Origin of the sequence: Capnocytophaga sp. oral taxon 338 str. F0234, from assembly GCF_000192225.1 — a bacterium.
GTDB lineage: Bacteria > Bacteroidota > Bacteroidia > Flavobacteriales > Flavobacteriaceae > Capnocytophaga.
Genome location: NZ_GL872413.1, coordinates 992,779 through 1,006,426, shown reverse-complemented (window position 1 = coordinate 1,006,426; position 13,648 = coordinate 992,779). Strand labels below are relative to the sequence as shown.

Annotated in this window: 12 protein-coding genes; 4 read left to right on the top strand and 8 right to left on the bottom strand. The window is 36.5% G+C overall.

The genetic code is table 11. The features are described from left to right. Window positions 1–34: 34 nt before the first annotated feature. From HMPREF9071_RS04650 to HMPREF9071_RS04630, 5 genes are all read right to left on the bottom strand, one after another. A complete protein-coding gene (locus tag HMPREF9071_RS04650) occupies window positions 35–1,006 on the bottom strand; it encodes a polyprenyl synthetase family protein (protein ID WP_009745423.1) in 972 nt (323 codons plus the stop codon). 9 nt (window positions 1,007–1,015) lie between these two features. Then, on the bottom strand, window positions 1,016–1,675 hold the full coding sequence (locus HMPREF9071_RS04645; protein WP_009745422.1) for an epoxyqueuosine reductase QueH: 660 nt from the start codon (window positions 1,673–1,675) through the stop codon (window positions 1,016–1,018). Window positions 1,676–1,788: 113 nt separating this feature from the next. Further along, complete coding sequence (gene fabD / locus HMPREF9071_RS04640; protein WP_009745421.1) at window positions 1,789–2,667, bottom strand: ACP S-malonyltransferase; 879 nt, start codon at window positions 2,665–2,667, stop codon at window positions 1,789–1,791. An 8-nt stretch (window positions 2,668–2,675) separates the two neighbouring features. Then, window positions 2,676–3,614, bottom strand: coding sequence for an O-antigen ligase (locus HMPREF9071_RS04635; protein WP_253908258.1), 939 nt, complete (start codon window positions 3,612–3,614; stop codon window positions 2,676–2,678). Between the two features lie 471 nt (window positions 3,615–4,085). Further along, window positions 4,086–4,856, bottom strand: a complete 771-nt coding sequence (locus tag HMPREF9071_RS04630) for a glycosyltransferase family 2 protein (RefSeq protein ID WP_009745419.1) — start codon at window positions 4,854–4,856, stop codon at window positions 4,086–4,088. 95 nt (window positions 4,857–4,951) lie between these two features. On the opposite strand from HMPREF9071_RS04630, the gene HMPREF9071_RS04625 reads away from it, so the two are divergent. From HMPREF9071_RS04625 to HMPREF9071_RS04610, 4 genes are read left to right on the top strand one after another with little or no spacing between them, the layout of a single operon-like run. Continuing rightward, a complete protein-coding gene (locus HMPREF9071_RS04625; protein ID WP_009745418.1) occupies window positions 4,952–6,169 on the top strand; it encodes a DegT/DnrJ/EryC1/StrS aminotransferase family protein in 1,218 nt (405 codons plus the stop codon). Window positions 6,170–6,188: 19 nt separating this feature from the next. Further along, on the top strand, window positions 6,189–7,352 hold the full coding sequence (locus HMPREF9071_RS04620) for a glycosyltransferase (RefSeq protein WP_009745417.1): 1,164 nt from the start codon (window positions 6,189–6,191) through the stop codon (window positions 7,350–7,352). Further along, on the top strand, window positions 7,349–8,434 hold the full coding sequence (locus tag HMPREF9071_RS04615) for a glycosyltransferase family 1 protein (protein ID WP_009745416.1): 1,086 nt from the start codon (window positions 7,349–7,351) through the stop codon (window positions 8,432–8,434). The genes HMPREF9071_RS04620 and HMPREF9071_RS04615 overlap by 4 nt, the downstream gene beginning before the upstream one ends. Before the next feature lie 3 nt (window positions 8,435–8,437). Continuing rightward, window positions 8,438–10,369, top strand: coding sequence for an LTA synthase family protein (locus tag HMPREF9071_RS04610; protein ID WP_009745415.1), 1,932 nt, complete (start codon window positions 8,438–8,440; stop codon window positions 10,367–10,369). A gap of 8 nt (window positions 10,370–10,377) precedes the next feature. On the opposite strand, the gene HMPREF9071_RS04605 is transcribed toward HMPREF9071_RS04610, so the two are convergent. From HMPREF9071_RS04605 to lgt, 3 genes are read right to left on the bottom strand one after another with little or no spacing between them, the layout of a single operon-like run. Continuing rightward, window positions 10,378–11,421: a nucleotidyltransferase family protein gene (locus HMPREF9071_RS04605; protein WP_009745414.1), complete on the bottom strand. Its 1,044-nt coding sequence runs from the start codon at window positions 11,419–11,421 to the stop codon at window positions 10,378–10,380. A 36-nt stretch (window positions 11,422–11,457) separates the two neighbouring features. Beyond that, entirely contained in the window at window positions 11,458–12,666 is a 1,209-nt protein-coding gene (locus HMPREF9071_RS04600; protein ID WP_009745413.1) for a UDP-N-acetylglucosamine 4,6-dehydratase, read from the bottom strand. A gap of 28 nt (window positions 12,667–12,694) precedes the next feature. Next, window positions 12,695–13,615 (bottom strand): prolipoprotein diacylglyceryl transferase, encoded by a 921-nt coding sequence (gene lgt, locus HMPREF9071_RS04595; protein ID WP_009745412.1) that lies wholly within the window; start codon window positions 13,613–13,615, stop codon window positions 12,695–12,697. Window positions 13,616–13,648: the final 33 nt, after the last annotated feature.

Below are 13,648 nucleotides of genomic sequence, written 5' to 3'. Positions count from 1 at the left end.
TAATCATTGACAATTAACCATTAACCATTAACCTTTATATCGTTCTATTCATAAGGTTTTTCCCAAACTCCTTTAGAATTTCTTTTTTCTCATTGGGGACATCAAGTGCATCTAAGATAGTGAATGCTTTTAGGGTGTAGATCTCCACTTGTTCTCTAAGATAAGTATGGCTTTGAGTGATAACAAAAAGTTCAGTTACACGAGTGATTTTTTCAGCTTCATCTTTAGGCTGGGTGGTATAGAGTGTATATAACTCCTGCTTTTGCACTGGCGTACCTTTCTCTAAAGCCTTGAGGTATAGGAGTGTTTTCTTGTTCTGGAGAATATCTCCTCCAATTTTTTTACCAAAGGAAACATCCCCAAAGGTATCTAAGTAATCGTCCTGCAATTGATAAGCAATACCCAAGGCAAGACCAAAGTCATATATTTGCTGCTTATTCTCCTCAGTGGTTTGAGCAATAATAGCTCCCATCTTGAGCGCTGCTCCTATCAACACAGCTGTTTTGTATGCAATCATTTTGAGGTATTGATCAGTGGATACTTGCACCTCTTTTTCAAAATCCACATCATACTGCTGCCCCTCACACACCTCAATAGCAGTCTTACTAAAAATTTTAGCTAACTCTTGAAAAATATTTGGCTCATACTGCTCAAAATACTGGTAAGCAAGGATAAGCATAGTATCTCCAGAAAGAATACCTGTATTGAGGTTCCATTTAGTATGCACTGTGGGCTGACCTCGCCTTAAGGAAGCCTCATCCATAATATCGTCATGTACCAAAGAGAAGTTATGGAAAATCTCCACTGCAAGAGCAGCATAAAGTGCCTTGTGGTAATCCTCTCCGAAGATGTTAGCACTGAGCATCGTAAGAGTGGGGCGCAAACGCTTGCCTCCTACATTAAGAATATAATGAATAGGATCATATAAACTTTTAGGCTCTCGCTCAACAAAATGTTCTTTCATAAAGGCAAGAAACTCGTTTTGGTAATAAGTGATCAGTTGCATATTCTCTTGTTATTTATTATTAGTTTCTTCTCCGTAAAATTTTACACCAATTTGAATACGTTCTTGTCCTTTTGTTAAACGATGCTGATTAGCATCACGCAACGAATAAGCACAACCACAATATTCCTGTTTATAAAAACGTTCGTACTTACAAATTTCCAAATTACAAGCACTTCCTCCCTTCTTGCGCCAATTATAATCCCAATAAGTAATTCCTTCATACTTCTCAGCAGCACGCCTTCCGGAATCATTCACCTGGTCAAGGTTTTTCCATCGTGAGATGCCAAGTGAAGTGGCAATCACATCAAAGCCATGTTCGTATGCATAGAGAGCCGTGCGCTCCAAACGCATATCAAAACACATCGTACAGCGAATACCCCGTTCAGGTTCAAACTCTAAACCTTTAGCACGTGCATACCAATTATCGGTATCATACTCGGCATCAATGATAGGTACATGACATTTTTCAGCAAAGCGAATATTCTCCTCCTTGCGTATCTCGTATTCCTTCTTGGGATGTATATTCGGATTATAGTAAAAGATAGCAAAATCTATATTAGAATCCTGAATGAATTTTATAATACCACCAGAACAAGGAGCACAACAAGAATGCAAAAGGAGTTTCTTACCTCCATTGGGGAGTACTAATTTTTCTCGGTTGGGGTCCATAAATATTTCTTATTCAAAAAAGACTTCCATTTTGTGTGAAAGCCTCTCTAATTTCTATATTCTTGACAAAACTTAGCAAAGATAATTATTCTGAATGTATACATAATTCTCTTTTAAGCAGAGAAAACAGCCACATCCTTATTAATTTTCTTGACCAATCCTTGGAGCACCTTCCCTGGAGCAAGTTCATAGAACTCGGTAGCACCATCGGCAATCATTTGCTGGACACTCTGTGTCCATTTGACAGGAGCGGTAAGCTGAGCGATGAGGTTTTGCTTGATCGCATCAGGATCTGTTACAGCAGTGGTGGTCACATTTTGATAAATAGGACATAGCGGTTTTTGGAAAGTGATTTCCCCGATAGCAGCAGCAAGTTCCTCCTCGGCAGGCTTCATCAGAGAAGAGTGGAAAGCGCCTCCGACGGGCAGGATTAGGGCACGTTTTGCCCCTACTGCTTTAAGTGTTTCGCAGGCCTTCTCTACCGCCTCATAAGCGCCAGAGATAACTAACTGTCCAGGACAGTTATAGTTGGCTGGGGTTACTATCCCCTCGGTATCTTTGCAGGCTTGCTCTACCACGGCATCGTCCAGACCTAAGATGGCGGCCATAGTACCACGCTGGAGTTCACAGGCTTTTTGCATAGCCTCGGCACGCTTGGCCACCAAGTGCAAGCCCTGCTCAAAGGTAAGTACCCCACTGGATACCAAGGCGGAGAACTCGCCCAAAGAGTGTCCTGCTACCATATCGGGAGTAAAGGCATCGCCCAATACTTGGCGCTGAATGACAGAGTGTAGGAAGATAGCAGGCTGGGTAACACACGTTTGCTTGAGTGCTTCTTCGTCACCAGCAAACATGACTTCGGTAATGGCGAAGCCTAAGATATGGTTAGCTTCTTCAAAGAGAGATTTGGCAAGAGGATGGCTCTCATACAAGTCCTTCCCCATTCCCACAAACTGGGAACCCTGCCCAGGAAAAATATAGGCTTTTTTCATGGCGTATCTTAAGTTGGTATATCAGAGGGCAAAGATAGTTCTTTTTCAGAAGATGAGCAAGAAGTATCTTCAGGAGGTAATAAACAAAATAGAAATAAGGGGATACAAATAGGTGAACCCATAATTCCTTCTGTGGTGTTGAATAGGAAAAAAGTAATTAATACATAAACACCTAAAAGAAACTTATGCTTTAATCCAAAGTAGATGACAAAAAGATGAAATAGGAGAATAAAAACAAATCCTACCAACCCTTGTTCTACTAAAGTACTTAAATAATCATTGTGTAAGGTATGAAAATCATATCCTGCCTTTATAATAACATTTTCTTCTGATCCTGCCCCTTTTCCAAAAACAGGAGACTCTTTAAAACTATTCCAAGCAGCAATATTCATTCTATTTCTGATCTCATCATTAAAATAATTATTCTTTTTTATAATGAGAAAAGGAAGGAGAAATAAAATAATTAGAGCAGCAAAACTTGTGTAAATAATCTTCTTTTTTAATTTTATCCTTTTCATCAGTTCAACCCATAAAAACACAAGCATAATAATCCCGATTCCTAAAATAACTACACGTGCTTGTATAATCAAAGATACCATTATCAGGAGTGTAAAATAGAAAATGATATGCCAAGTGGTAATCCATTTTTGTTTGTTCTCTCTCCATAACCAATAACCCATAACAAAAACTAATAAGAATCCCCAACCAATCATACTCTGATGTAGAGTAACACTCCACTTCATAGTCTCAATATAGGAAATATCCCCTAAATATCCCTTCGATAGAGAGAGAAAAGAAAAAAGAGGTTTTTGATATTGTTTTACTAAGAAAATATAGGAGGCTATATTGAGCGTCATTAAGTTGATAAAGACTATAAATGAAATATAGATAAAGGGGTAAAGTTCTTTTTTCTGTACCTTGTAAAAACAACTTACTATAGGTAACATAATAAAGAGACAATAATAATCTATATGATGGAAGGATTTTGAAAAATTGTCAGACCATAAAATGCTTAAGAATTTCACAAAACTCAAGAGAAAGAAAGCAATCATTATAGGATGAGGTCTGTAAAAAGTTCTTTTATAAATTCCATAGAATAGACACAGCAAAAGTAAGACAATTCCTAATCCTAATATCATCTTGTATTTGTAAGGATACAAACAGATTAGAAAGGAAGCAAGAATAGTGATAAAGGTTCTAAAAGGACTAATGTTTTGGACTAATGTTTTCCATCGGAAGAATATATCTATACAAGAGACTATTATAACAATTCCGATAATGATTCTAAAGAATAACTTCAGAGGGAAATCTGTATAATAAATATTAAAGTCTAAAGGAAGAAAATAGAATATTCCTATAGTACTTATAACAAAGATATTTAGAATAAGTATAAAATATTTTTGTAGAAAAGTTATCATCTAATTGTTTTTGTTTTGTTGTTGTTTGAGTGATCTGAAATTTTCATAAACAGAGAGAGCACTTACTTTACTGAGTAAAAATCCCTCCTTACCATCTAAAATACCTAACTTGAGTATATAGGTTTTGAAAAAATGAAAAGCCATTTTGACATACATCTTTAGCGGATTGTAACGCTTCCCCTTAAGGAACATCTCCTCTCCTCTTAACTTACCATAGAGGATAGCTTTCTCTCGGTAGGACTTATAATCGGATACCGAATAATGTAATAGCTTGTGCTTGAGCGTCCCAATGGTCCCCTCTACAGAGAGTGTTTCATGCACTTTTCTTTCAGGCACATAGTGACATTTTGACTTGCGGAACAAACGAAAATTTCGATCTCCTTGGGTGCCTGAAAAGTGAATAGGCTTTCCAGCAAAGAAAAACAATCGGTAGAAATAGTAAGCATCTTTTTTCTCAGGGCTATTGAGCGTAAGGATAATTTCCTCTTTTAGTTCAGGAGTAATACGTTCGTCTCCATCTAAGAAAAGAACCCAATCATTGGAGACGTTTTCAAGTGCTAAATTGCGCTGCTGGGCAAAATCCTCGAACTTATTTTGGATCACCTTCACTTTAGGGAAAGATTCTGCTATAGCCACAGTATGGTCGGTACTAAAGGAATCTACTACAATAATTTCATTACAGAAATCAAGGCATTGTAACACTTCCTTGATATTCTTTTCCTCATTATAAGTAATGATAAGGCCACTTACTTTTTCTGTTAAAGGTTGCATTCATTTTTTAAGGGCAAAGATAATATTTTTTTATGTGTTTTGAAATTTAATTTTTATTTTTTTGTACCTTTGCACCTAATAATAATTTTGTCTTTATGAAAATACCATTTTCACCTCCTTATATTGATGAGGGGGTAATAAATGAAGTAGTAGATACTTTACGTTCAGGCTGGCTTACTACTGGAGCTAAAGTAAAAGCATTGGAAGGAGAGATTAGAAAATTCTCAGGAGCATCACAAGTACTCTGTGTAAATTCATGGACATCAGGAGCTATTTTAATGCTTAGATGGTTAGGAGTGAAGACGGGAGATGAGGTGATTGTGCCAGCATATACCTACAGCGCTACAGCATTGGCAGTACTTCATGCAGGTGCTACGCCTGTAATGGTAGATGTAAATGATGATTTTGATATCAATGTAGCTGCTGTTAGAAAGGCGATCACTTCTAAAACAAAAGCTATTATCCCTGTAGATATAGCAGGGTTTCCTTGTGATTATGATGCTCTAATGGATTTGGTAAAATCTCCAGATATACAAGCTCTTTTCACCCCCACAAGTACTGTACAAAAGCAATTAGGTCGCATACTTGTACTAAATGATGCAGCACATTCCTTAGGAGGTAAATACAGACAAGGAATACGTACAGGAAGCGAGACAGATGTGGCTATTTTTTCATTACATGCTGTAAAAAATATTACTACAGCCGAAGGAGGAGCTATTTGTTTGAACTTACCAACTCCTTTTGATAATGAAGTACTCTACAAGGAATTACGACAAATGAGTCTGAATTGTCAAACAAAAGATGCCTTTACTAAAAGCCAAGCAGGGGTATGGAGATATGATATTACAGGACTGGGAATGAAGATAAATATGGCAGATGTAAATGCTGCTATTGGACTTGCTCAGATACGACAATATGAAAAAATGCTGGAACGACGTAAGCATGTCTTTCAGTTATATGATAGGGCATTTCGTAAGTATGATTGGGCAATTCTTCCTCCGTCTATAAAAAATGGAAAAGAGACCTCCTATCATATCTATGCACTGCGTATTAAGGACTTTACAGAAGAACAACGCGATACTCTTATTAGTGAAATTGCTAAAAAAGAGGTGGTAGTAACGGTACATTTTATTCCAATGCCTATGCTTACGCTCTTTAAGAATTTGGGGTATGATATAAAAGACTATCCGCAAGCCTATGATAATTTCAAATCTGAAGTATCTTTGCCTATTTATCCTCAACTTACCGATGAGGAGGTCCAATTTGTTATTGATACTGTGATAGAAGAAGTTGAAAAAATAAAGAAAAAGTAAACTATAGAAAGGGAGTTCTATGCCTAATATTGGTTTTGTACATGGGAGTTATCCATATGGAGGAGGAGAGAAAGTAACCTCAAATATAGCGCCTTACCTCACTGACTTGGGGTATAAGGTGTTTGTATTCTCTTCACGAATTAATCATCAGAAGATTAGTGAAGAAGATAAGCAGTATATTACTTTTGTAGATATAGGTAAAACACGATTGTTTTCACATCCTAAAGTATCCTTAGCGGACAAAGTAAATGAACTTCATATAGATGCCTTAGTCTTTGTAGGTAAGAGTTTTAGTGCTTTGCGAGAAGGTATCTTTAAGAAAACTCAGTGTAAGTGTGTATTTGCACATTATGGTATCACGTTTTGGCAGGCAGAAAACAAATGGAATGAGCTAAAGGCTAAGGCCTCCAAGAATTTTCTAAATACCTTGTGGTATAAGGGATTTAAAATACCTCTTTTTCATCTTAGTAAATGGATAAAAATAGCTAAGTATAGAGTCATCTATAGGCATTATCATGCTTTTATGGTCTTATGTGAGGCTTACAAGCAAGAACTTGTAGAGGCCTTAAAGCTAAAAAAAGATAATAAAATTATAGCCATTCCTATTGGTATTCAACCTCCACCAAGCACATATTCGTTGGATAAGAAGAAACAAATACTCTATGTGGGACGTATGACTTATATAGATAAACGTATAGAGCGCTTGGTAGAAGTATGGCGAAAAATATATAAAAACTATCCTGATTGGGAATTTCTATTGGTAGGAGAAGGAAAGGAATTACCTAAGCTTAAACAACTTGCCAGTGATTATAACTTAGAACGTATCACTTTCTTAGGAAGACAAGAAAGTACTTTTCCTTATTATAATGAGGCCTCTATCAGTTGTCTGTCTTCCCAAATAGAAGGATTTCCCTTAGTCCTTATTGAGGCACAACAGGCAGGAGTTATACCTGTGGCTTTTGGAAGTTCAGCAGGGATACGAGAAATACTTTCACCCAATGGTGAAAATGGAATGTTGGTTACTCCATTTGATTTAGATGCTTATGCTGAAACACTCTCTCTGTTAATGAGAGATACGGCACTGCGTAGACAAATGCAACAAAAGGTACTGAAAAAAGCACAACTTTATGATATAGTAGCTATTGTGAAGCAATGGGATCGTTTGTTTAAAAAGATATTATGAATGCCACAAGCAAGAAAATACTCATAGACTTAGAACGCCTACATTATCCTAACACAGGTTTGGCAAATGTATTTAGGAATCTTACAAAAGGACTTTTAGATACACCATCTTGTATAGATTTCTCATATTTTGGCACTTTAAAATCAATCAGAGAGATAGGTACAGATCTTAAAGTAATACCTTATAAGCATTATCATCGCTTCTATGAGTCTTTTAGTGAAAGGTTTGATATTATTCATAGTAGCAATCAAAGATCTCTTTATTTTAGAAAAGACTATACTCATACCCAAAAGATACTTACCTTACATGATCTAAATTTTTTGTATGAAGATATCAGCAAACACAAGTTTAAAAAAATGCTTGCACTGGTTAATTCTAATTTGAAAAACACTGATTATCTTGTGTGTATCTCAAATTTTGTAAAGGAAAATGTGCTAAAAAGTACTTCTCTTCTACAATTGGATAAAGTGAAAGAAATAGTAGTGATACACAATGGTATTACTCTCCCAGAAGATAGTGACTATCCACTGAATGGGAAGTTTTCATTCTTAAAAGAGAGAAAATATCTGCTAAATATAGGTGTTTTGTTTTCTAAGAAGAACCAAAAGAGCCTTATAGAGACTTTACCCTATTTAGAAGAAGATTTGGTTTTAGTATGTTCTGAAAAAAAAGAACCTTATGCTACGGAACTGATGGAACATATTTCAAAATTGGGTTTGGAGCAACGAGTGCACATATTCAGCCATATCAGCGAGGAAGAAAAAAATGCTCTTTTGCAACATTGTCAAGCTCTTTGCCAGCCTTCGTTAGCTGAGGGGGTTGGTATTCCTCCCATTGAGGCTATGGCCTTTGGCAGACCAGTTTTTTTGAGTAAATGTACAAGCCTACCTGAGATCGGAGCAGAAGAGGCTTTTTATTTTGATAACTTTCAACCTGAATCTATGGCTTATACTATTAAGGAGGGATTGACAGCTTATAACCAACAGCCAATACTCTATTTCAATAGATTAAAAAATAGAGCTACAGCGTTTGACTACCGTATAATGGCACAGAATTATTTAGATTTATATAACCGTATTTGAACAATGAAACGCATTACAGAATACAAAGCTCTTGCTTATCGTTTGACTTTAGCTTATATATTTTATTTTTTATCACGCCTTTCTTTTTACTGTTTTAATCAAGCACATCTCCGTGTGGAGGGTATAGGTGATTTCTTTCGTCTTGCTTTTTATGGTTTGTTGTTTGATACTACAGCTATTATCTATGTGAATCTGCTGTTTATTTTCCTAAGTGTGCTACCGCTACTTATCAACACTAAGAAAAGTTTTCAAAAAGTACTTTTTTGGGTATATTTTGCTTGTAATATACCTGCATATCTACTTAATTTTATAGATATTGTATATTTTTCGTATAACAAAACACGCCTTACGACCAATGATTGGGCTTTGGTAGAAAACGAACACAATCCACTGACACTCATGGTTGGATTTTTGGTACAATATTGGGCTATTTTTGCTGTTTTCTTAGTGTTAATTGTGTTATGGATATTCCTTTATAGGAAAGTACAAGTCAGAGAAGAAGAGGTAACACATAGAAGGCCTTACTTTATAATCTCAGCAATAGTCTTGGTTCTGTTGGCTCCTACACTTATCTTTGGGATACGAGGGTTTTCATTCAAAGCGGGAGTAATTCCTCTGACAGTAATGGATGCCAGTAAGTATGCACGCGATATTTCTCAGGTAAATATACTACTAAATACACCTTTTACCATCTTTCGTACCATGGGTAAGAACAAGGGCTTTAAGGAATTCAAATTTACTACAGATGCTTATATAGCGGAAAATATTAAGCCTATCAAACGATATGGACGACAGGTTAAAGATCAACCCAATATAGTGGTTATTATTCTTGAAGGTATGGGAGCGGAGTACTTTGGGGTGATGAACCAACATACTCATATTCCTAATTATCGTAGCCATACGCCTTTTTTAGATTCATTGGCTAGGCAAGGATACTATTTTACCAATATATTCTCCAATAGTATTCACTCTATTGAGGGAATTTCAGCAGTAACGGCAGGAATGCCTACTTTTCAAACGGCATGGGTACGTTCGGGCTATGCCCAGCGTAAGGTGTCTTCATTACCTGAAATAGCACGTTCCCTGGGTTATCAAACCCTTTTTGCTCATGGGGCAACTAATGGTTCTATGAACTTTGATGGTTATACTCACCAAATTGGTTATCAGACCTATTTAGGACGTACCGAATTTAATGATGACCGTTATTACAATGGTAGTTGGGGTATAGATGACGAACCTTTCTTACAATATTTTGCCAAGAATATTAATCAAATGAAGCGTCCTTTTTTGGCTACAGTCTTTACCCTATCCTCTCATGGACCTTATACAGTTCCTGATAAGTATAAAAACCAATTCAATACAGGGGATATTCCTATGCACAATGTTACAGAATATACAGACCTATCTCTTTTAAAATTCTTCGATACTATTAAGAAAGAGGATTGGTATGCTAATACTATCTTTGCTATTATTTCTGACCATACTACCGATGATTATTATGATTATTACAAACAGAAAATAGCGCACCATCGCTTACCTATTATCTTGTTTAGCCCGAATAAAGCACTTATTCCTCAAGGGAGTTCAGATACATTAGGCCAACAGATAGATATTTTTCCTACTTTGGTAGATCTTATGGGCTATCAAAAACCTTTTCGCTCTTGGGGACGTAGTCTTCTGAGTGATAAGGCAGATGAGATACCTCGTGCCTTTGTTACACATACTCAGTTTTATCAGCTTATACAAGGTAATTACATCTATGTACTTGATTTGCAAGGAAAAGTGGTAGGGGTGTATGCTAAGGAAGATTTAGACCTTATCCATAACCTCAAAGACCAAATCACTCATAACGAAGAAATGAAAAAGGGCATCGCAGACATGCGAGCCTTTATGCAGGATTATATGGATAGGATTATCCATGATAAGCTGGAGTAAGTCACAGATTAGTATTCTAGATGTCTTATAAATTCCTGTGCATGCTGGTAATCAACAGGTTTTCCAATATCAATCCAATATCCTATAATTGGATCATAGACAAGTTTTCCTCCTTCACAGATTAATTGTTCCATAACATCTGTAATATCACAATATTTTCCTTTAGGAATTTTCTGAACTAAGGACTTTTTCAGTATATAAACTCCTGCATTAGAATAATATATAAAGCTAGGTTTTTCCTTAAAGTTAACCACTCTTCCTTGATTGGTTTCAAAAATGGCATAAGGTACATCTACTTTGTATTCAGTAGAGGCCACTGACATATCTGCTTGCTCATTGATTAACTTTAGGTAGAGAGACTCAAGATTGATGTTAGTGAATAAATCACTATTCATCAATAAGACATGTTCTGTCGCTATAGAGTCAATTAAGGCTAATGCACCGGCTGTACCCAAAGGTTCTTCTTCTTGTATATATTCAATGTGAATACCCTTTTGCTTTCCATCTCCAAAATAATCTATGATTTGTTTTCCGAGGTATTTTATAGAGATGTAGAGCTTTCGGATTCCAAAACTGATCAGTCTATCAATATTATATTCAATGATAGGCTTACCACCCAAAGGAAGCATAGGCTTTGGAACTGTATCAGTCAAAGGGCTTAGGCGCTTTCCTCGCCCTCCTGCCATAATAACAGCTTCTAAGGGGAGTTTTGCTTTTGTTTTTTCTAAGTCTATAAGCTCCACCATCTGTCCTTTTTGATCAAGAACAGGTAGGATCCTGATGTCCGCTTTTCTAAAACTTTCAAAACTCTGATAAGCACTACTCTGTAAAAGATGTTTAAATGATCGGTTACAAATATCGCCTAACTTCTTTTGTAGATTTTGTTCATTTACAATAGAACGCCTAATATCTCCATCGGTTACAGAACCAATTACTCTATTATTATCATCTATTACAAAGAGGATAAGCCTACTGATGTCCTGTAACTCACTTAGTTTCTTCAGTCCTTCTATTAGATTTTTATCTTTATGTATTAAAACATTCGTTTCCATGTATTGTTCTATCCAAAAAATATACTATTTACCTTACTACATTTTACTATCTAAATATTTCCCAGTCTCTTGATGATCAAAATTCACTAAGAACCTTCTCATCAGTTGGGTTATATCATTCTTTTGGGTGTCAGGGTTGTCAAATAGTTTTGTTAGCTCTTTGATAAAATTTTCTATTTCAGTCAGTTCTTTGAAACTTTGAAGGTTGATCACACCCAAAGATTCATATTTGTCTAAAAGAACTTGTTCTCCTTCGGTATAAAACTCTTCGTAGGGCTTTTCTCCAGTGGTATCACTCTTTGAGAAATAAACAGGATACCATTTGTCATTTTCTTTCCTACTTTCTGCTTTGGCAATAGCCTCTGTCTCACTGTGACATTCTAAGGGTTCATATCCTAAGCCTTTAAGTAATTCTGTAGCTATAGTGGAGAAAGTAAGTGCTTGTTCTTTTTTTAGTTTTGGAAAGTATATTTGCCCTGTAGTTCCTAATATACAAGCCATTAGGCATATTTGTCCACTTTCTTCAGGGGATACAAAATAGCGTGTTACATCTGAGGGGGCGGATAAGGGGTGGTTCTTGGCAATACGCTCTAAAAATCCGGCAGGTAGGGAACCGTTGGAGAAAGCCACATTGGCAAAACGAGCAGTAGTTACAGGGAAAATTTTTGCGTAGGCCATGATCATATCTTCCATAATCTTCTTGCTTCCTCCCATGATATTTACGGGGTTAGCAGCTTTGTCTGTGGAGACACAGAAGAAATGTTCAGGGGGATAATCACATAACAAGTCTAAGAAGCCTTTGGCATTGATTACATTGTTTTTCAGTAAGGCTTCTACAGAATATTTATCTTTTTCTGAGCGTACATGCTTGTGAGCAGAAAAATTAGCTACTATATCAAATCCGCCACGAGCTTTGAACATCTTTACAAAAGTATCATCAGCATAGCTCATGGGGTAGGTTACATAGTCATCGGGTACTGAGAAAGCGGAAGTACTACGTAGCTCACGGGTGAGTTCAGTTAGTCCATTTTCATTAATATCCACCACTACCAAGGTTTTAGGTTTAAAAGGTAATAGTACTTTAATATAAGAACTCCCTATAGAGCCTGCACCTCCTATGACTAATACACGCTTCCCTTCTATGGCTGCGGTAAGCTCTTTTTGGTGAGCATGTAAATCCTTAAGAAACATACTCTCAGGACGTTTGGTAACGTATTTGGATATAAAGCGTTCTATGTTCAACATAAAAAAATCTATTTGTTGTAGTTCCTTTTTAATGTATATCTTTATTTCTCTTAAAGAACAGCAGAAATACCCCAGCGAGGATAAAGGGGATACTCAGCCACTGTCCTGTGGAGAAGATACCTAAGGTATTCTCAATACCGCCTTGACTGTCCTTGACATACTCTACAAGGAAACGAATAGTCCAAAGGGCGATAAGGAACACACCAAAGATAAAATAAGGCTGGTTTTTCTTGTTGGTTTTCCAATAGAGGTAATAGAGCAGCCAGAAAAGAAAAAAGTAACAAATAGCCTCGTAGAGTTGTACTGGATGTCGGTAAGGAATTTGGTTATAGATTTCTACAAATTGTGGGTTGTGGGCAATCACTTCAAAGGCTTTTTGTGGGGTGTTTTGCCCCGTAAGTTCCATAGCCTGATAGGGGCTAAAATCACCTGATTGCAAAAACTTTACTGCAAAAGGGAATGATTTATCCACCACTTTCCCTACAATCTCAGAGTTCATAAAGTTACCAAAGCGAACAAACATCCCTCCTATAGTAATGGGAATCACAATACGGTCAAGTATCCAAGAAAGTTTGAATTCAGGATACCTATGTATGTATAGAATCATTGCTATAATAATACCCACTGCTGCTCCATGACTTGCTAAACCTGCAAATCCTGTAAGCTCAAATTTAGGAGAAAAACGAAAAGGTAGAATAATTTCCAATAAATGATGCTTAAAATATGCCCAATCATAGAAGAAAACATGTCCTAAGCGTGCACCCAAAAGCGTTGCTATGGCTACATAGATGACCAAGGTATCGAGTTTCTCTAAAGGTTTGTTTTCTGCTAAAAAGATTTTTTTGGTGATGTAAAAGCCTAAAGAAAAGGCAATAACAAACATAAGGCTATAGTAGCGTATTTGTATAAAATGCAGGTCAAGTAATACCTGATTGGGATTCCAGTCCATATAAAGAGTTTTATAAGGGACAAAAGTACGAAA

Excerpts from the sequence above, each read along its gene's own strand:
- HMPREF9071_RS04625 (WP_009745418.1), top strand. The coding sequence starts at position 4,952 with ATGAAAATACCATTTTCACCTCCTTATATTGATGAGGGGGTAATAAAT.
- HMPREF9071_RS04630 (WP_009745419.1), bottom strand. The coding sequence starts at position 4,856 with ATGCAACCTTTAACAGAAAAAGTAAGTGGCCTTATCATTACTTATAAT.
- lgt (WP_009745412.1), bottom strand. The coding sequence starts at position 13,615 with ATGGACTGGAATCCCAATCAGGTATTACTTGACCTGCATTTTATACAA.
- HMPREF9071_RS04615 (WP_009745416.1), top strand. The coding sequence starts at position 7,349 with ATGAATGCCACAAGCAAGAAAATACTCATAGACTTAGAACGCCTACAT.
- HMPREF9071_RS04620 (WP_009745417.1), top strand. The coding sequence starts at position 6,189 with ATGCCTAATATTGGTTTTGTACATGGGAGTTATCCATATGGAGGAGGA.
- HMPREF9071_RS04610 (WP_009745415.1), top strand. The coding sequence starts at position 8,438 with ATGAAACGCATTACAGAATACAAAGCTCTTGCTTATCGTTTGACTTTA.
- HMPREF9071_RS04645 (WP_009745422.1), bottom strand. The coding sequence starts at position 1,675 with ATGGACCCCAACCGAGAAAAATTAGTACTCCCCAATGGAGGTAAGAAA.
- HMPREF9071_RS04600 (WP_009745413.1), bottom strand. The coding sequence starts at position 12,666 with ATGTTGAACATAGAACGCTTTATATCCAAATACGTTACCAAACGTCCT.
- HMPREF9071_RS04650 (WP_009745423.1), bottom strand. The coding sequence starts at position 1,006 with ATGCAACTGATCACTTATTACCAAAACGAGTTTCTTGCCTTTATGAAA.
- HMPREF9071_RS04635 (WP_253908258.1), bottom strand. The coding sequence starts at position 3,614 with ATGTTACCTATAGTAAGTTGTTTTTACAAGGTACAGAAAAAAGAACTT.
- HMPREF9071_RS04605 (WP_009745414.1), bottom strand. The coding sequence starts at position 11,421 with ATGGAAACGAATGTTTTAATACATAAAGATAAAAATCTAATAGAAGGA.
- fabD (WP_009745421.1), bottom strand. The coding sequence starts at position 2,667 with ATGAAAAAAGCCTATATTTTTCCTGGGCAGGGTTCCCAGTTTGTGGGA.